Origin of the sequence: Tenuifilum sp. (assembly GCF_037481895.1) — a bacterium.
GTDB lineage: Bacteria > Bacteroidota > Bacteroidia > Bacteroidales > Tenuifilaceae > Tenuifilum > Tenuifilum osseticum.
The window spans coordinates 54,601-74,933 of record NZ_JBBFKU010000007.1 but is presented as its reverse complement, the minus strand read 5'-3'; the positions used below and the strand labels follow the sequence as shown (position 1 = coordinate 74,933).

General features: G+C 41.9%; 14 protein-coding genes. 13 read left to right on the top strand and 1 reads right to left on the bottom strand.

Features of this window, described 5'->3' with window-relative positions; translation table 11 throughout:
• Positions 1-6: 6 nt before the first annotated feature.
• The 4 genes from WHS63_RS03455 (at position 7) to WHS63_RS03440 (ending at position 4,921) form a co-directional block, all read left to right on the top strand.
• Positions 7-600: a non-canonical purine NTP diphosphatase gene (locus WHS63_RS03455; RefSeq protein ID WP_445203906.1), complete on the top strand. Its 594-nt coding sequence runs from the start codon at positions 7-9 to the stop codon at positions 598-600.
• Positions 601-664: 64 nt separating this feature from the next.
• Entirely contained in the window at positions 665-2,965 is a 2,301-nt protein-coding gene (gene porZ, locus WHS63_RS03450) for a type IX secretion system anionic LPS delivery protein PorZ (protein WP_445203905.1), read from the top strand.
• 4 nt (positions 2,966-2,969) lie between these two features.
• A complete protein-coding gene (gene recO / locus WHS63_RS03445) occupies positions 2,970-3,698 on the top strand; it encodes a DNA repair protein RecO (protein WP_445203904.1) in 729 nt (242 codons plus the stop codon).
• Between the two features lie 98 nt (positions 3,699-3,796).
• A complete protein-coding gene (locus tag WHS63_RS03440) occupies positions 3,797-4,921 on the top strand; it encodes an aminotransferase class I/II-fold pyridoxal phosphate-dependent enzyme (protein ID WP_445203903.1) in 1,125 nt (374 codons plus the stop codon).
• A gap of 93 nt (positions 4,922-5,014) precedes the next feature.
• Here the strand turns inward: WHS63_RS03440 and WHS63_RS03435 are convergent, their stop codons facing one another.
• Positions 5,015-5,863 (bottom strand): cyanophycinase, encoded by an 849-nt coding sequence (locus WHS63_RS03435; protein WP_445203902.1) that lies wholly within the window; start codon positions 5,861-5,863, stop codon positions 5,015-5,017.
• Between the two features lie 202 nt (positions 5,864-6,065).
• Between WHS63_RS03435 and WHS63_RS03430 the strand changes: the two genes are divergently transcribed.
• From WHS63_RS03430 to WHS63_RS03390, 9 genes are all read left to right on the top strand, one after another.
• Entirely contained in the window at positions 6,066-8,591 is a 2,526-nt protein-coding gene (locus WHS63_RS03430) for a DUF5018 domain-containing protein (RefSeq protein ID WP_445203901.1), read from the top strand.
• A gap of 143 nt (positions 8,592-8,734) precedes the next feature.
• Complete coding sequence (locus tag WHS63_RS03425) at positions 8,735-9,724, top strand: FecR family protein (protein ID WP_445203900.1); 990 nt, start codon at positions 8,735-8,737, stop codon at positions 9,722-9,724.
• Between the two features lie 3 nt (positions 9,725-9,727).
• Entirely contained in the window at positions 9,728-10,900 is a 1,173-nt protein-coding gene (iadA, locus tag WHS63_RS03420) for a beta-aspartyl-peptidase (RefSeq protein WP_445203899.1), read from the top strand.
• Complete coding sequence (locus WHS63_RS03415) at positions 10,872-11,453, top strand: RNA polymerase sigma-70 factor (protein ID WP_445203898.1); 582 nt, start codon at positions 10,872-10,874, stop codon at positions 11,451-11,453. The genes iadA and WHS63_RS03415 overlap by 29 nt, the downstream gene beginning before the upstream one ends.
• 67 nt (positions 11,454-11,520) lie before the next feature.
• Positions 11,521-12,297: a hypothetical protein gene (locus WHS63_RS03410; RefSeq protein ID WP_445203897.1), complete on the top strand. Its 777-nt coding sequence runs from the start codon at positions 11,521-11,523 to the stop codon at positions 12,295-12,297.
• A gap of 10 nt (positions 12,298-12,307) precedes the next feature.
• Positions 12,308-14,290 (top strand): T9SS type A sorting domain-containing protein, encoded by a 1,983-nt coding sequence (locus WHS63_RS03405; RefSeq protein WP_445203896.1) that lies wholly within the window; start codon positions 12,308-12,310, stop codon positions 14,288-14,290.
• A gap of 10 nt (positions 14,291-14,300) precedes the next feature.
• The gene (locus tag WHS63_RS03400; protein ID WP_445203895.1) at positions 14,301-15,692 is read left to right on the top strand and encodes a YfcC family protein; all 1,392 of its coding nucleotides are present in this window, start codon (positions 14,301-14,303) and stop codon (positions 15,690-15,692) included.
• A 120-nt stretch (positions 15,693-15,812) separates the two neighbouring features.
• Positions 15,813-18,998 (top strand): SusC/RagA family TonB-linked outer membrane protein, encoded by a 3,186-nt coding sequence (locus tag WHS63_RS03395; RefSeq protein ID WP_445203894.1) that lies wholly within the window; start codon positions 15,813-15,815, stop codon positions 18,996-18,998.
• Positions 18,983-20,329 carry a RagB/SusD family nutrient uptake outer membrane protein gene (locus WHS63_RS03390; protein ID WP_445203893.1) on the top strand — a complete coding sequence of 449 codons (1,347 nt, stop codon included), beginning with the start codon at positions 18,983-18,985 and terminating at the stop codon, positions 20,327-20,329. Before WHS63_RS03395 ends, WHS63_RS03390 begins: the two co-directional genes overlap by 16 nt.
• Positions 20,330-20,333 lie beyond the last annotated feature (4 nt).

The window sequence follows — 20,333 nt, the reverse complement described above, 5'->3', positions numbered from 1 at the left end:
TCACTTATGGCCGGTAGCAGTTTTTCGCTTGTGTTTGCCACCAACAATCCACACAAGCTTAAAGAGGTACAGCATGCCCTTGGGGATAGGTTTACCCTGGTTACTTTAAGCGCTGTTGGTATTACCGACGAAATACCCGAGGAATATGATACCCTTCAGGATAATGCACTGCAAAAGGCACGCTATGTTTACAACAAAACAGGTCAAAACTGTTTTGCCGATGATACCGGTCTTGAGGTTGAGGCGTTAAACTGGGAGCCAGGTGTATACAGTGCACGCTATGCTGGCGAGGCAAAAAAACCGAAGGATAACATACGTAAATTGCTTAGTAATCTTAAAGGGGTTGAAAACCGTAAGGCCCGATTTAGAACTGTTATCGCATTAATACTTAACGGCGAAGAGTATCTTTTTGAGGGAGTAGTTTGGGGGAAAATCATTGACCAGGAACGGGGAGCCGATGGATTTGGCTACGACCCTATTTTTGTACCCGATGGCTTTACCGAAACGTTTGCCGAAATGCCTTTATCGCTCAAAAATCAAATAAGCCATAGGGGAAAAGCCGTTGAGGAGTTATGTAAATTCCTAAAAAGCAGGTTTTAGCAATATTAATCAATCATTAACCGTTTATTCTTTAGTTACACCGGGTAAAATAAATCCTTTAGCTATGGTAAAGAGGATATATATCCTTTTATCCTTCATATTTGTAGGCATTTGCAAGGTTCACACCCAACCTGCCATAGGGCAGTGGCGCGATTACTATGCCTTTAACGATGCCCGTGAGCTTAGCTTTAGCGGTTCAAAGCTTTACTGTGCAGTGGCAAATGGCTACTTTACCTACGATACCGAAAACGGCGAGCTCATCAAGTACACAACTGTTTCCGGATTAAGCGAGGTTGATATTACTGCATTATCAGCAATACCACAAAAGCAGATAACGTTAGTTGGGTATAAATCTGGCAACATTGATTTAGTGTATGAAAACACCAAGCGGGTTGTCAGCTTGCCATTCATTAAGGATAAGCCCATGTTGGGCAGCAAGTGCATTAACCATTTTTACTATTTCAACTCATTGGTTTACGTTTCAACCGATTTTGGCTTAGTGGTAATTGATCCCGATAGGCTTGAGGTAAAGGATACCTACTTTATTGTTGAAAACGCTGGTACCCTAAAGGTCAACAGGTTGGTTGCCTGGAATGGAAAGTTTTGGGCAGCTACAAGCCAGGGTGTTTACAGCGCAAGTACAAATGATCCTTTGCTAATAAGCTATGAACGATGGAGCAGGGAACAATTCTTTACTGACCCTGCAGCGGAGTGCATCGGGGTTTCAGCTGATGAAACCCAATTGTTGGCTTTGGAAAAAGTTAGCGGTAACGATATTCTATGGATGAATTCTGGTTCTGGATGGGTTGAGGTTGATAGGCCTTTTGACGAAACCCTTGGTGTATCCATAGGCTTTCAGAAAATAGCTGCCTTTAGCAGTAATTCTATTCAGAAATATAGCTTGCAGGGCGAGAAGTTAGAACTTGTTAGCAGTTACCTTTTTGGTGGCACTCCAAAAGTTGCCGATTGTATACCGCTTGAAAACAATGCATTGGCTGTTGCCGATGAATTCAATGGTTTAGTGATTATATCCCCTACAGATCAAAGCGTTCATACTCCTACAGGCCCGTTTAGTAACAAATTTTTTCACATTGATGCAAGTGCAAATATGGTTGTGGCGGCATCGGGTGCATACGATGCAGCTTTTGGGAATTTTTGGAACCCGTTTATTGCACATACTTTTTCCGATGGCCGATGGTCGTACTATGCTGATTGGTTTAATCATGATGCGGTTAGGGTGAAGGCTGATCCCCGTAACCCAAATGTTTTTTTTGTTGCAAGCTGGGGTGGAGGTCTGTATAAACTTAATAGTGGAACCCTGGCGGAGCATTATAATCCCGATAACAGCACCCTGCAAAGTGTATTTCCAGGACAACCATACTGCAGAATAGCTGGTATGGACATTGATATCAAGGGAAACCTTTGGGTAGCAAATTCTGAGGTTCCCAATCCCATATCGGTGCTTACGGCACAGGGGGTATGGAAGTCGTTCCCCTATAACACAGCAATTGGAACTTCAAGGATTATTTCACTTACCGTTTCGCCATCAGGGATAATCTGGTTGGCTTTAGCCCGCGATAACGGTTTGTTTGTCCTTAGCCCCGGTAACGACGTAGAGGCCGCAAGTGACGATATCTACCTTAAATTCCGACCGCGCGACGCCAATGGCAATTTATTTTCCAACGAGGTTACAGCACTTGCTTTTGACAGGGATGGTTATTTATGGTTAGGAACTAACCAGGGAGTTTTGGTAAGTTACAACCCGCATAGGGTATTACAGGGCGAAACCAGTTTCCAAAAAATCAAGATACCCGATGTAGTGGAAGGTCTGGCTGTTTACCTCTTGGAAACCGAAGAGGTTACGTGTATTGATGTTGATGGTGGCAACCGTAAATGGTTTGGAACCGCTAAATCGGGGGTTTACCTTTTTTCGACCGATGGGACAAAACAGGTACATCATTTTAACACCAAGAATAGCCCCTTGCCATCAAATACGATACTAAGCATTAAAGCGCATCCGGTTACCGGTGAGGTGTTTATTGCCACCGATAAGGGCTTGATTGCCTACCGTAGCGATGCCAGTGAGCCAGCTAATACGTTTGATAAGGTTTACGCTTTTCCCAATCCGGTTCGCCCTAACTATAGTGGGGTTATTACCATAGCCGGGCTTATGGACAATAGCGTGGTTAAAATAACCGATATTGCTGGAAACATTGTTTATGAGACTCGCTCAAATGGAGGTTTAGCTACATGGGATGGGAAAAATAGGAACGGGCAGAGGGTTGCTACTGGCGTTTACCTAATATTTTGCTCCGACTCAAAAGGCGAGCAGGCTGCTGTTACTAAACTTCTTTTTGTAAAATAGGCCCATGTTACAGCACAATAGGGTAATTGTACTTAGGACTGTTAGGTTTAAGGAGAATAGCCTGATTGTAAGCTGTTACGCACGTGAGCATGGGCGGATTGCTCTGTTAGTAAATAACGCTTTCCCAAAGGGAAAAAAAGCGGGATTGAATGTTTACTTCCAGCCCCTATCCATTCTCGATGTGGTTTACTACTATCGTCCAAACGCTGAGATGTACAGGGTAAAAGAGGTTACCCCTACTTACGCATTCACCAGCCTACACCTAAATCCTATTAAGCTCACAATTACTATTTTTCTCAGTGAGTTAATTTACAGAACGGTACGAGAACAGGAGACAAACCAGCACCTCTTTGCCTTTATAGAGAGTTCAGTTCAAATGCTCGATAACCTCAATACCGGTGTAGCAAACTTTCATCTGATTTTCATGGTGCAGCTTTCGCGGTATTTAGGGTTTTACCCCTTAAACCGATGGAGTCCAGAAGAGCCTTACTTTGACATAAAGAACGGTGTTTTTTGTGGGGTAGAACCCGCTCACGGCTTTGTGCTTGAGAAACAAACCAGCAATCTGCTTAGCAATTTGATTGATACACCCATGCTCAACCCTGAAATGCTGAGTTTAAATCAAAATCAGCGACAAATACTCATTGAAGCCATTGCCTCGTTTTACCGCTTTCACCTTGGTTCTGGAATACGTTTCAGAACCCTACCAATTCTTATCCAGCTATTCGAATAGCTGCTTTCATCAAATAAACCCTGCATTCCATCAAAATTGATATGATAATTGAAATACAATTTGTAATTTTAAACTACAATCATTGTTTTTAATTCACTATGACCCAGAAGGTAGGCGAAATAACAGTTTTAAGCGACGACAGCTTGCAAAAGCTAATCAGGGAGTACAGGGCCATTGACATGACTTCTTTAACACCCAATGAGAAGGGATTTCAGGAGTTTATTGATAGAAATATTGTAGATTACAATTTTGATATGGATCGTGAAGAAAGCATGAATCCATACCAAAAACTCTCAAAGTACATACTAAAAAAATACTTTAGGGCGATAAACCCTGAAACCGAGATAGCCTTTGTTAGTGGTGTTAACCTGGCGGTTTTTTTAGCAATTGCTTCAACCGTAAAGGATGGCGATAGCGTGATTGTGTTTGAGCCATTTACTTCAAACCTAAAAACAGCAGTAGAGCTTTGTGGTGCCCGTCCTGTTTACATACCTTTAAGAGCTCCCGATTTCCGCATTGATTGGTGCGAGGTTCAGCGAGCCATTAATGCTACAACCAAGTTAATGGTTATATCATCGCCTCATCTATTAACCGGACAAACACTAACAGCTGAGGATTTTGAGGAGCTGCAAAGGTTGATAAATGGAACCAAAATCAAGCTAATCCTAAACGAATCTATGGCAGAGCTGGGCTATAGTAGTTCTGAGGGAACAAGCGTTAACTTTTACCCAAGACTTTGTCAGGTTGCTTACCGTATAGGTTCGCTCAATATTCCTGTTGCACTTAACGATAGTGAAATTGCTTACTGTATTGCACCCGAACCACTAATGGGTGCCTATAAAAATATCCATTCGGCTATTACCTCGAACCCCAACCTAAACCGAGCTGAAGATTTTATCAATATTCTGAGCGCCGAGATAGAAGGGCACATGCTAGCCGATTTTCTGGATGAGAACTACAAGCTTTTACAGGAGACACTTAAGGATAGTAAATTTATTCCCGTAAAGCAATCGGCGGGGTACATGGTAATGCTTGGATATAAAGGCTACGCCGATATCCGTGATGTTGAAATGGTTGAAAAGTTAATAGTTGAGAAGGGCGTTGGTTTACTGCCGCTTTCAGGATTTTACCACGATAGGCAGTGTCATAGGTATTTGGCTATGAATATCACATTACCGCGAGATGAATTTAAAGAGGCCTTAAGCCGATTGGCTAGCCTATAAGAAGAGCTAAAAGTTAATACTATACGAATAGTATTTAAAAATGGCGAAGATAAACTTCTTCGCCATTTTTTATTATATCATATTTAGTACCAATTAAGGTAGCTTAAACCTTTCGCCGGGTAAAAGAACGTCAATTTTAAGCCCTTTAGCCCCAAGGAGCGAATCGTTGGGATTGGGTTTAGATTTTGATGCATCTACCAAAACCACCTGACCTATACCGCAAACAGTTGCACTATCGCCTGAAATGAGCAGTGCGGTAGATTCGTCAATGCCAGCACAGAGATAATCGGGGTTTTCAATGCTAACGGCAATGAGCCTATTAAGCCGTTCACGTTTAACAAAGTGTTGGTCAACAATAATATTTTTTACTAAACCAAGCCCTTCGGTTATCTCAATATTATTTGGAACTAAATGGCCATACCTTTCATCATCGGGAAATTTAAGTTGTCGGCCAGTAATCATTAGTTTACTCATTACAGCTGCACCAGCGCTGGTTCCGGCAATAACTGCTCCGTTATGGTAAGCGCATACCAGTGCTTCATGTATGGGAGTGCCGCCTACAATATCCATAAACTTTTTTTGATCGCCTCCGGAGATATAAATAAGCGAGGCCTTTTTAAGGGTATCAACCCACCACTGTTTTATTGTATCGCCCTTTTGAAAAATGATTGAAAGGGCACTGTTAATACCCCGGTCAGTAAACTGTTTTGTGGCGTAGTAAGCCGCGCTATCGGGTTCTTCGCTTGCCATGGGCAGCACAACCAGGTAACCCTTTTCCTTAATTTTTGAAAGATTTATGATTTGCTGTACCATGGCATCGGGGCGTTTCCCACCTCCAATAATATAAAGCTTGCCTTTGCTAGCGCTTTGCTGCGTGCATTTCAGGAACGAAAGCGAAACTATACCAAGTAGTAGGTATAAAAGGATGTTTTTCCCTGTCATATTCAAAGTTTTATAGTAATACAATTAATCAGGGGCATGCACTTAATCGCAAAAAAATTATTTCTCTAAATGTTGTTAGACTAGGAATAATAAGATGATTCAAAATTCAAGTAGACATCCAGGCTAAAAAAGAATCAACCCATTAAGTGATAGCTTAAAGTTGGGTGTATGTATAGTAACCAAACTTTAAAATTCAATGCCTATGAAGTCGAAAATTTTACTCACCACTCTGTTTGTAGCCATAGTAGCGGCAACTTTTGCTCAGCCGCTTTACTGGCGCGAGGATCTGCCCGATCCCACAAAAACTTCAACCATAACTCGCGATAATTCTGTTAAAAGCGAGGGTGATTATTCACTCAAGTATGTTTTTACCGACGACGGAACACCCTACTTTATATGCGACACCTTTGCAGTGACAGGAGGGGCAAATTATGAGTTTAAAATAGATTACCTTGATAACGATCCGGCATGTAAAATATCAGCAAGGTTGTGGTTCTTCTCAGCACCAAATACCTCATACCTTGAGCGCCAAACCAGCGGAGCAACAACCGATTCGGGCGATTGGCAGACCATAACCATATCGGGAACTGCCCCTGCAGGTGCAACCCTGGCCTATGTGGCTATACGCATGGGGACCGATGCAGCCTGGGCGGGTAGTGGTACTTTCTGGGCCGACAATGCCCGTTACTTTGAGAATGGTGGAACTACCAACTTAATTAAGAATGGAGGTTTTGAGGGTTGGAAAGTGGTTGAAAATTCAACTATTAAGAATTGGCGTGAGGATTTGTACGATCCCTCCAAAACATCAACTATTACGCCTGAGTTAGCCAAGAGCACCCATGGGTTCTACTCGGTTAAGTATACCTTTACCGACGATGGAACACCTTACTTCATTTGCGATACCTTTGCTGTAACCGGTGGAGCCACCTATGAGTTCAACATTGATTACCTGGATAACGATCCAGCCTGTAAAATTTCAGCAAGGTTATGGTTCTTCTCAGCTCCAAATACCTCATACCTTGAGCGTAAAACAAGTAGCGCAACAACCGATAATGCCGATTGGCAAACCATAACCATATCGGGAACTGCCCCTGCAGGTGCAACCCTAGCCTATGTGGCCATACGAATGCAAACCGATGCTGCCTGGGCGGGTAGTGGTACATTCTGGGCCGATAATGCCCGTTACTTTGAGAATGGTGGTACCACAAACCTGATAAAGAATGGTAGTTTTGAGGAGTGGGAAGCCCCAACCGAACCAGAATTCTTAACCTATAAGTTTGAAGGATTAAACCCTGTGGTTAATGGGGCTATTGATAAAACAGCCAAGACTGTAACTGCTACAGTTCCTTTTGCAACCGATTTAACCAACCTTGTAGCTTCGTTTACTACCAATGGAGCCACCGCTAAGGTAAACGATGTGGTTCAGGAAAGCGGCGTTACACCAAACGACTTTACAAATCCCATAACATACAAGCTGGAGTTAGGAAGTGTAAACGCCAACTGGGTTGTAACGGTTAGCAAGGCTGCACCTGCTACCGGTAAGGATATCCTTTCGTTCCGCTTCGAAGGTCTTACACCACCTGTTACAGGTATTATAAATGCTGCTGAGCATAAGGTTACCGCAGAGGTTCCTTTCTCAACTGATTTAACAGCACTTGTGCCAACCATTACCATTTCACAGTACGCTACCATTTCACCTGCAAGTGGTGTGGCTCAAAACTTCACCAACCCTGTAACCTACACTGTTACCGCTCAGGATGGCACAACGCAAGCATGGGAAGTAACAGTAACCAAGGCTGCAGAGGGAAGAACAACGCTGCTGTTCGAAGATTTTGAGAATAAGATTTTAATACCCAGTGGGTGGGTGTTAATCAATGGCGATGGTTACACACAAGCACCAGGGGAAGAGCGTTGGCAGGATAGCGCATGGGTGGTTGCAACAACCAATCGTCAGGAGCTAAAAGGAACCCAGGTTGCAATGGCTTCATCGTATACCAGTAATATGCCTATGGATGGCAAGGCATACGACTGGATGATTTTACCTAAGGTTGATTTAGGTAATAATACCACCATTGCATGGCAGGCTATGTCAACTACAACCTCAGGCAATTATCCCGATGATTACATGGTAGTAATTGCTCCTGCAGTGGATGGTGTTACTCCTACCATTTCATACTTTGAAACAGAAGGCAATATATTGCTTGAGGTTAAGCCGGAGAGCTGGTCGCAGTACGTTGGGCGTCCTGGCCAGGGTTTGGCTACCCGCTCTATTAACTTGCGTAATGCAAAAACAGTAAGCGCTCCCGATGGTTGGTTCAACCGTCCGGTTTGGATTGCGTTTGTACTGATTACCGACCTTTACGTTAATCCTGATACCGGAATTCCAAACAGTTCCCCCGGTGGTTCAAACCTTGCTGTTGATAATATCCACATCTACAACGATGTTCTAAGCGGGATTAGCGATAATGCCAAGAACCTGCTTAATACACTTGTTTACCCCAACCCTGCTTCCGAAAAAGCAACCATTCTTGTCCCCACCCAACTGGGAGGTAAGGTTGATGTTGTAGTAACCGATATTCTAGGGCGAATGGTTTACAGCACTTCCATAAACGCAACCGAAAACCAAACCCGAGTAAATCTTGAAACAAAAGATTGGGGTAATGGCATTTATATGGTTAGAACCACTTACCGTGGTACAACCGGTATTAATAAGCTAGTTGTAAGGTAGACCTTTACTTTGACCCAAATAAAAGGGCTACCAATCAGGTAGCCCTTTTTATTTAATACTTATTAACCAATTCCGCTTAAGGGGAATGCAATGTATACACGTATTACGATAAATGACTAATTTTACCAATAAAATTAAAATCAATGAGCTTAAGGCTAAAAGCGAAACAGTTGAAGCGGATGATGCTGGGGATTGCTTCCGAAAAGGAAAAGCAAGAAATTTACAACTCGCACGAATCAAATAGTATGCTTGAGCAGGTTTGGAATAATACCAATTCTGAACTTTCACAACCATCTTTTGATAAGCAAAAGCTATTCCAAAAAATTAGTAATCAGATTGATAATAATAATGTACCAACTATTCGATGGTACCAAAAGCCATCCTTTAGGGTTGCTGCATCAATTGCTGTGCTGGTTACAATATCGCTTTCAGCAATTTACTTCGTTTGGAACAATAGAAATTTTGCTGAGAAACAAATGTTAACTGTTTTTAGCGGAAGCAATTCGATGCAGCAAGTTGTTCTTCCCGATGGATCGAAGGTGTTGCTTAATAAGCAAACAACCATCAAGTACCCCAAAGTATTCAGTAAAAAGGTTCGACGAGTTGAGCTTTCGGGCGAAGCAATTTTTGAGGTAACCCATAATCCAAATCAAGCCTTTATTGTGGCTGCCAACAATGTTGAAGTTGAGGTTTTGGGTACAGTTTTTAACGTTATGGCTTATCCTGCCGATGGAATGGTTACTGCAACCTTAATTTCCGGTAAGGTTAAATTGAAATACATTGACCCAAGTACAAAGAAGGAGCAAAGTGTAACCCTTGCCCCAAACCATTCGGCCACATACTATTTTAACCAGAATCGCTTTGAGGTTTCAATGGTTGATGTTAGTAAAGTAACCGCTTGGGAGCAGGGTAAACTAATTTTCAGCGATGAGCCAATTGAAAGTGTTGTTAATAAGCTTAGCCGTTGGTATGGGGTTGAAATCTCGCTTAGCAATGACCTTAAAGGAAAATATAGGTTAACCATGACTGTTGATAACGAAACTATCGATGAAGTTCTGCTTATTATTTCCAAAACTATTCCTATTGGATATTCAAAATCTGATAAGCAGGTATCAATTTACCCAAAACAGTAAAATATGTCCATGTTTACTCTTATAGCTAACGCTGAAGTGTATGCCCCTGATTACATGGGGAAAAAGGATGTCCTGGTTTGTAACGAGACAATCATAGCTATTGATGATAGCATAAACCCCAAAATGCTGCCCGGTAGTGAAGTCGATATAATAGATGCCACCGCATTGAAATTGATACCTGGTTTAATTGATGCCCATGTTCACATTGCAGGAGCAGGAGGCGAAGGTGGTCCATCGACCCGAACGCCAGAGCTACAGCTCAGCCAGCTTATTGCCGGGGGGATTACAACCGTTATAGGCTGCCTGGGTACTGATGGAATAACCCGCTCCCCTGAGGCCGTTCTCATGAAAGCAAAATCGCTAAGGGCTGAAGGGGTATCGGCTTGGATGTACACAGGATCGTATCAGGTACCCACACCAACCATTACTGGCTCTATTGCACGTGATTTGGCACTTATTGATGAAGTTATTGGTGCAGGCGAGATAGCCCTTTCGGACCATCGCAGTTCGTGGCCTACAACTGCAGAGCTAATCAGGTTGGCCGAGGAAGCCCGGGTAGGAGGTATGCTCGGAGGTAAGGCTGGCATTGTGAACATTCACATGGGCGATGCCAAAAACCCTTTTCAACCCATTCACGATGCGGTTTCGCAGAGCGAACTTAGCTACAGGCAATTCCATCCAACCCATTGCAACCGAAACGATTACATCTTTGAGGATGCTAAAAAATACGGCAAGGAAGGGTATATTGATATTACAGCCAGCTCTTACCCTTACTTCCCGGAATATGAGGTTAAGCCATCCAGAGCAATAGTGGAACTGGTGAGGGCAGGTGTTCCCCTTGAGCACATTACAATGACCTCCGATGCAAACGGATCACTCCCTTTATTTGATAAAAATGGTGAACTGGTTAGGCTTGAAATGGGTCAACCCAAATCTATTTATAACGAAATGATAGATACCCATTTAAAGGAGGGTTTACCCCTTGAAAAGGCATTGACTGTGGTAACATCAAATGTTGCGCGAATACTGAAGTTGAAAAGTAAAGGGAAGGTGCAGGTTGGCACCGATGCCGATTTGGTTTGTATTAATAACGATTTTGAGATTGTTCACATAATAGCCAAAGGAAAAATTTTGTTAAGGGAGGGAGTTGCAAGAGCCAAGGGAACATACGAGTAACCAAGAGGTTACTGTTGAGCTGAGTAGGGAAAAGCAAATTGCCCTTAAGGTTATTGAGGGCAACCATGACGCTTTTGCCCAGCTCTACGATTTATATGCCGAAAGGATTTACTACTTTGCCCTCCGCTTTATGATTTCCAAAGAGGATGCCGAAAATGTAACCCAGGAAGTGTTTGTAAAGCTTTGGGAAACCCGCGACCGTATTGATGTGAACCTTTCCCTAAGTTCATACCTTTTCACCATAGCCAGAAACACCATTTTTAATATCCACCGTAAGCGGGTAAATGAGATAGCTTACCTTGAGCATTTGAGCAACTACCTTGAATCAAATCAGGTCCGCTTGGAGAATGAAATTATTTTCCGTGATATTCAGGAACAGCTTGAAAGAATAATAAACGATTTACCACCTCAGCGGAAAAAAGTATTTGAGCTTAGCCGAAAACAAGGACTAAGCCATAAGGAAATAGCGGAACAGCTTAACATCTCCGAAAAAACAATAGAAACGCATATTAGACTTGCCCTTAAAACACTTAGGGAGGGACTAGACCAATAATATTTATTCAAAAGTTGTAGTTAAGGGTATCACAATTATTATTTGTATTATCTATAAAGTAATTTTGATGCCTAGGTTTTGGTTTATATCACTCCTACTACTTTTATTTTCATGTAGTCAAAACATTGAACCCCAAAATGGTTCAATAACTCTTTACTATTTAGGCTCAAATCAATTCCAAAATATTGATATACCTCAAAAGAATATCAACTTAGATAATAGCATAATTCTATATAGTGATTCAAAAAAACAAAAAGCAGAAATATTATACAGTAATCTTAACTTGAAAAATTGGAAAGTAAAAAAATATAGTATAAACCAAACTATTAATTCAGATTTTTCCTTAAATCAATTAATTTTTCTTTTAATTGATGCGAGCAAACGTAATGACATTTTATATATTTCCAATTTATTACAAAAAAAATCAGTTAAAGGAAAAATTGTTATAGCTGATGGTTGTGCCGACGAAATATTTTTCAGAAAAATTGCTCATCCATCAAGCAATTCAGTGTTATTGACCGAAAAAGTAGGAGTAAATGATATTATAATTTCAAATGGATTTGACTTGTTGGAATTACCAATCGCTTTAGTAAAGTCAAATTCGCCTAATAGATTTTCCGAAATGTTATCGGTGGCTATGCAAAATCCATTGGATTATATAGTCAGTGTTGACGATTCTGCTTATATAACCATCCAAAGAAATGTTATCAAGGTTTATGGCAAAGGCCAAATGTTTATGGTTAAGCATCCTGAAGCCATTACAAAAGTTGACAACGGGCTTTTTGGTGGTGAAAATCTTCAGGTGAGCGTTTTTTTGCCCGGCGATAGTTTAGTTATCAAATAGATTTTTAACCATGAAAACAATTACCAAATCGTTATCATTTGTTTTTTTGATGTTGGCAACCCTGAATTATGCAAAAGGTCAAGGTTTTTTGATGCTTGCGGGCGGCGGTGGAGAAAGTAGCGGGGGGTGGAGCGATTTACCTTACTCCTGGGTGGTAACCCAGTCGGCTAACAAAAAGGTTGCCATTATTAGCGTTAACGACGAAACCGATTGGCTACCCAATTACTTCAAGTCGTTTGGGGCTAAGTGGGCAAAAAATTTTAAGATCGATAGCAAATCGCTTGCCAATTCCCAATGGCTTTACGATAGCCTGATTACCTATGGCGCTATTTTTTTGAAAGGTGGTGACCAAAGTAAGTATTACGAGTACTACAAGGGTACAAAAACCCAACAGGCATTACAGCAAGTTTTCAGCAGCGGAGGAGTACTTGCTGGCACTTCAGCTGGAGCAATGATACTTTCCCCCATTGTGTTTACCGCACAGGTAGCATCGGTTGATCCATCAACCGCTTTAATGAGCGCTTACTCATCCCAAATTACCCTTGCAAATGACTTTTTAAATACCATTCAAGGGAATTTCATATTTGATACTCACGTTGCCGAGCGGGGGCGATTAGGCCGCATACCGGCCTTTATGGCCAGCTGGTATAAGCAGACCGGGCAATTGGCAGTGGGTGTTGGAATAGATGATCATACCGCAATCTGCATTTCGCCTAACGGTATAGCTACTGTTTACGGAACCGGTGCCGTGGGAATTTATAGAGCTAATAGTGCTACTAATCCGTTCGACACCCAGGTTTCAATGCTAAAATCGGACTACATTGAACTAACCCAATTGCTTCATGGAACCACAATAAACCTGAATACTTTTGAGGTGTCAGGCTACAGCAACACAATCAATCCGCTGGTAAACGAAATTAATTCTCGAATTACTGTGTTCTTTAGCGGGACCGATTATCCTAGCGATGACGCTTGCGCATACTTTGTGAACCAAGCAGGCGGTAGTGCCGATCCAATTCTTATAGTAACCGGAACCGATCAGACGAGAGCAAACTCCCTTAAATCAACATTTACGGCAAAAGGAGCAGCTAAAGTCGATATCATTCAGGGCCTTACTGCTAACTCATCGAATACGGAGCATCAGGCATTGATAAATGCCGCAAAGAAATTTGTTTTTGTGTCGAACGATCGTGTTGAACTTTTTAGCTACCTGAATGCAGCGGGTAATGGGTTGTTGCTTAAAACCAAGCTAAAAGCGCCCGAAATGGTTTCATTCTTTGTGGGCGATAATGCCCGTTTTGCAGGAGCATCAGTAGTAAACAACTACACCACATCGGGAGCATCGTATAATGGTCAACTTCAGTTCAGCAGTGGTATAGGTTTACTAGAAAATTTATGCATTATTCCTAATGCATTTATCAATAGCCAATACTACGAGAATTGCGTTACCGGTGTATCGTATTTAATGCTACGCGATAAGCTGAAGAATGGCCTTTTAATCACGGGTTCAACCTTTGCCTGTTACACTTTCGACTCCCAGCAAAAATCGTTTCTAAGAAACGTAATGGGCAGTTTCCCGCTGGTGTATTTCAGTAATACAGGGACTAGTGGTGCATTTGCCAATCAGGGGCCTTATAGTCAATCGAGAAATATTGCTGGGTTTGAACAGGTTATGTTGCGCTTTTTGGGAACGGCCGATACGGTTATACTAGGGAATAATGTGCCTACATATACCCCAGAAAACCAATACTTAGGCAAGTTGATAAAGGTTTATCCCAATCCGGCTATCGATTATGTGAGTATTGAGGTATTGAACCCTGGAATACTTGAAATTTTTGATGTAACCGGTAAAAAAGTAATGGAATCCAGGTTAACTGAAACATCAACACTTTCAATATCAAATTTGCACGATGGGATTTACTTTTTAAGATTTAGAGACGATAGGAACGTCCTGGTAACTACTCAGAAACTGTTAAAACTGTCAAAGAACTAAACCTTCACCCATGAGTAAAAAAATTGTTTTTCCCCACACCATTGTAATCATCATTTTTATAATGATAGGTCTTATTCTGTTAACCTGGATTTTACCGGCAGGTGAGTTTGAGAAGCAGCTAGTAAACGGACGAAAGGTAATTGTTCCCGGAACATACCATCAGGTTAGCGCTTCGCCGCAAGGTTTAGGATCGATGCTTACAGCGCCAATAAAGGGATTTATTGAGGCTGCCCAAGTAATAGGCTTTTGTTTGATTGTTGGGGGTGCTTTTGGGATGCTAGCACGTACTAAGGCCATTCCGGCTGCACTGAATAGACTTTTGGAGCGAGGTAAGGATAATCCCCGGCTGAACAGCATAATAGTTCCCATTGTAATGGTATTTTTTTCGCTAGCCGGGGCAACCTTTGGTATGAGTGAGTCCACTCTTGTTTTTGTAATGATAACTATACCCTTGGCTATTGCCCTTGGTTACGATTCTATTGTGGGAATATCAATGTCATTTATGGCTGCAGGCGTTGGATTTGCAGCAGCAATTACTAATCCGTTTAACATTGGAGTTGCCCACGGAATTGCTGAGTTGCCTTTATTTAGCGGCTGGGAGTTCAGGGTGCTGATATGGACAGTGCTAACATCAATAGCCATTTTGTTTGTAATGCGCTATGCAAACCGGATTAAAAGAAACATACAGATCAGTTCGGTTTATGAAATTGATAGAGACCGAAGTGTTGAGATCTCTGAAGACTCGTCGATAAAAATATTTGATATAAGGCAAAAAATCATTATTGGTTTGCTATTCATATCGCTAATCCTTTTGGTTTATGGGGCAAACCAATGGAAATGGTTTATTAATGAGATTTCGGCGCTATTTATTGCTTTGGGTGTACTTTCAGCAATAGTTTACAGATTAAAAACCCGCGATGCAGTTGATGCTTTCATTACTGGTGCAAAGGACATGGTTACTGCAGGCCTCATAATTGGTATGTCCAGAGGATTGCTTGTAATTGCATCACAGGGAAAAATAATCGACACTATACTTTATAGCGTTTCCGGGTTAGGTAAGAGCTTGCCTCCTGAACTTTCCGTGCAGGTTATTTTCATTTTTCAATCAATGTTTACTTTCCTGGTTCCTTCAGGTTCAGGACAGGCTGCACTTACCGTTCCAATTGTAGCTCCCCTGAGCGATTTACTTGAAGTGGGACGTCAAACCGCTGTTACCGCTTTTCACCTTGGCGATGGGCTATTCAGCATGTTGGTCCCAACTAGCGGTGTTACTATGGGAGTCCTTTCAATTGCCAAAATCCCCTACACTACATGGGTTAAATGGTTTATAAGGTTACTTCTGATTCTTTTTGGGGTTTCCATGATTTTATTAGTTTTTGCATTGTACTATTTTGGGAAATAAATGTTTTGGATAATGGATTGTACACCGCCTCCATTGGGGCGGTTTTTTTGTTTAGTGTTGTTTAGATTCTTTTTTTTTGATACATTTCATGGAATTTTTTCGGTAAACTAATCCTGTAGCATGAGGCCAATTCTATCGACTTTAGCAATTTTGTTATTTTTTTACACACTTTGCGCTCAGGATGTAGCGGTATATAGTTTTTCATTTAAAGACCAGAAGCTGGGCGACATTTTAAAGGATATATCATCTCAAACCGGTTATAAGTTTGCATTCTCTTCATCGGACTTAAATGTCGATACAATAGTTACTTTCTCGGCACGCAAAAAAGCAGCAGCCGATGTATTTAATTTGCTTGGGAAAACCATTGAGTGTAGTGTTGAAATAATTAACAATACAGTTGTACTAAAACCTTTACGGCTAATGCCCCCATTTACGCTAAGGGGAACAGTTGTAGATTTTTCCACAGGCGATTTTATTGCTGGAGCAAATGTTATTACCAGCGATATGAAAGGAACCTATACCGATTCGGCAGGTCAATTCTCCCTAGCCGTTAAGTATGGGCAAACGTTAAACTTTTCGTGTATAGGATACCATCCTTTGAATTACCAGGTAACCACTGATACCCTTGTAAAGCTATGGTTAAAACCAATGCTAAACCCAATTGGAGAAATTGTGGTTGTGGCTTTTGGAAGTGAACAACGAAACCTTTTAACGGGATCAGTATCGGTAGTTGATCCCCAACGTTTTTCACAGGTAAACGATGCCTCGGTAATGGGTGCATTCCAAACAAATCTAACCGGAGTACTAATTCAAAATAATGCAGGAACACCCGGCTCATCGGTAAAAATGAATATTCGGGGAATTACATCCATTTCAGCAGGCAACTCGCCTCTTTTTGTGATTGATGGGGTTCCCGTAATTACTGGAAACTACTCGCAGCTCGATTTTAGCGGGCAAACCATTGATGCCATTTCCGATATTCCGGTTAACGACATTGAATCGATTACAGTTTTAAAAGATGCATCATCGAGCGCGCTATATGGCACCCGAGCTTCAAATGGGGTAGTGCTGGTTGCTACAAAAAGGGGGCAAGCAAGTGCCAACAGCATATCAGTTGATTCCTACTTTGGGCTTCAACAGGCCAACCGGAAGCTCAACATGCTAAATGCCACCCAGTGGATGAATATGATTAACGAGGAAGCCATTCAACGGGGCGAGCCCCCAGTTTATTCCGATGATTTTATACAAAACAATAAGATTGATACCCGATGGCTCGATGAAGTATTTCGCGTTGCTCCAACATACAGCCTTCAGCTATCGTTCAGGGGAGGCGACAACAACTCGTCATACTACGTGAGCGGTAACTACTATAACCAGGATGGAATTGTTTTAGGTAGTGACTTTAGTCGCTACGGGTTCAGGGTTAACTACGACTATAGCATAAACCAAAAGTTAAAGCTGCAGGTGGGTAATGGTTTCAGCTTTTCAACTAACAATAGGGTTGAGGGCGACCAATCGCTTAATGGGCCCTTGCCCAACGCCATATCAATGCCACCCATTTACCCCGTTTATAACCCCGATGGTACATTCAATAACGATGGTCCCTATGCAAACCCCATTTCGATAGCAAAGGAGGAAAAAAACCTTGCCAAATCGCATAGGAATATTTCAAACCTGACATTAACGTATAAACCAAGCAGCAATTTTCAAATAAACGCTCAAGGGGGTATTGATTACTATAACCTGAATGAACAAACCTTTGCCCCAAAACAAACCCGACAAGGAGCAAAGTACGATGGACTTGGAATTGAGGCAACCAGCAATGTTATTACGTTTTACTATTCATCGTATGCTAATTTTACTAAGAAATGGAAAACTGAGAACCTTGAGGTTTTGGGTGGTGTAAGCACTGAGCGATACATGGAGCATGGTAGTTACTTAAGGTCGCAAAGTTTCCCCGGTAATAGCATAGAGTTTTTACAGGGTGGCGCAATACCGGTTCAGGCCAGCTCACGGGAAGTGGATGCGCTGAACCTTTCGGTATTTTCACGTTTGAAATTTCTGTACCTGAACAGGTATATGGTTACATTTAACTTCCGGCGCGACGGATCATCCAAGTTTGGCGAGAGTAACCGTTTTGGGAATTTCCCGGCTATTGCATTCCTTTGGAATGCATATGACGAACCCTTTTACCCCAAACACACCCTATTCCCAAGAGTTAAGTTAACGTTGAGTTATGGCCTTACCGGAAACGACCAAATCAGCGACTTCCGGGCACTCGACCTATTCGCCCCAGGATCAAACTATGGCGGCTCAGCTGGATTACGACCTGCTCAAATTGCCAACCCCAATTTAAAGTGGGAGTCCACCCATCAGTTTAATGCTGGTATTCGGGTCGACTGGTTGAATAGGGTTCATCTTTCAGCCGATTACTATGTAAAAAATACATTCGATTTGCTTTACCGTTTGCCTTACCCTACCTCTACCGGGTTCAGCTATATCATTTCCAATATAGGAAAAATGCGAAATAGCGGTTTTGAGCTTGATTTAAATGCCGATTTGCTCACTGAGCCACTTTCCTGGAACGTTGGATTTACACTAACCATGAACAGGAACGAAGTAGTAAGCCTATACCAAAACCAACCTATAAGGAATATTGGGCGAGCCTCCAGTAGTATTGAAGAGGGACAACCCCTATCGTTTTTTTACGGCTACAAGGCTCTTGGTGTGAATCCGGCCGATGGAATGATGATTTACAAAGATTTGAACGGCGATGGTATAATCAACGATTTTGATAAAACACGGATTGGATCCCCATTCCCTGACCTGTTTGGCGCTCTTACAAGTCAACTTACATACCGTTCGTTTAGCATTAACTTTAACATTTTCTATTCCCTGGGTAATGAGATTTTCAATGCAACCCGAATGTACACCGAAACGCTATCCAAATCCAATCAAACCACAGCAGTACTTCGGCGTTGGAGGCAACCCGGCGATATTACCGATATACCTAAAGCATCAACGTATAACAAACTCATTTCATCGAGGTTTGTTGAGGATGGTTCATTTGTAAGGCTGAAGAGCATCAAGTTAACATATACAGTTAACCAAAAAGTGATTAGGAAAACTGCATTTGCTGGTTTGCAGTTTTACATTGCCGGGAAGAACCTGTTAACATGGACCCGCTACAGCGGTATGGACCCAGAAGTGAACTACAACGGTGAAAACTCTATAGTGATGGGCACCGATTTCTTTACCTGTCCACAACCTAAAACTTTAATACTGGGAGTATGCGCAAAATTCTAATATTCATATTGCTCATACCGTTTATAGCCTGCGACGATTGGCTCGATATTAAGCCGAAGAACTATGTTGCCTCCGATGAGGTTTTTACAACCCGCGAAAACCTTTATGCAGCCCTAACCGGTTGCTACGATGCCCTCCAGCTTCAGCATTACTACGGTCGTAGTTTTATCATTGCAGGCGATTTGCTCTCGGACAATAGCGTGGCAAAGGGAACAAAAATTGAGCTAATTGCCCTTGATGAGAATAATTTGACCCCTGATAATATTATTGTAGAAGGGGTTTGGGAGGATATTTACACTGCAATTAACAGGGCAAACTACATCCTTGAAGGAATTCAAGACGTTAATTTTTTAAACGAAACGGAAAAGAACGACATCGTAGGTCAGCTTCTATTTTTAAGGGCTCTGCACTACTTTAACCTTGTTCGCCTGTATGGTGCTGTGCCGCTTAAGCTTAAACCCACAACCAAAAACGATCCCTCTAATTTTCTTCCACGATCTCCCATTGGTAGTGTTTATCAGCAAATTATTTCAGACCTTGATTCCGCTGAAATATCAATTCAAAATATTCAGCCTCAGTGGGCTACGGTTCGTTCGGCAAGAGCGCTGAAAGCTCTGGTCTATTTAACTCTGGCCGATTATCCACATGCCTTGCAGTATGCTAATGAATGTTTGTTGGAAAACCCATACCTGGAATCGGATTACAGCAAGCTATTCGGTTCATATACGGAGCCAAGTGCCGAAATAGTTTTCTACATACCATTCATACCGAGCGATAATAATCGGTTGGCAGAATACCATTTCCCAAACCAGCTAGGTGGAAGATACGAGAATGCTCCTAAATCGGATTTGGTAAGCTTAATAGCACCAAGCGATAAACGTAAGAGGTGGATTGCCGAGTCGCTTTCAACAAGCTCTGGGATCATTTCCTATACAAAAAAATACCCAAACCTTTCTACCGGAGCAAACAACGTTACCGTTTTACGCAATGCTGAGCTTTACTTCATCAGAGCCGAAGCGCTTTACTTTACCGATTCTGTAGCCCACTTCAATACCATACTTAACGATATAAATACAATTCGACAACGAGCAGGTCTTAACCCTATCGATTCGGCAACTGCACTAGGAAAGCTTTGGCCTATCCTGGAGAATGAAAAACAGCTAGAATTTGCCTTTGAGGGCAAGCGTTGGTTCGATTTGGTTAGAACCAACAGGGCTCTTGTAAAAATACCTGGTATTACCTCAGTAAACCAAACGCTTTTCCCAATACCCCAAACAGAAATTCTTTATAATCCTCAAATTACACCTGCCGACCAAAATCCGGGCTACTAAAAAA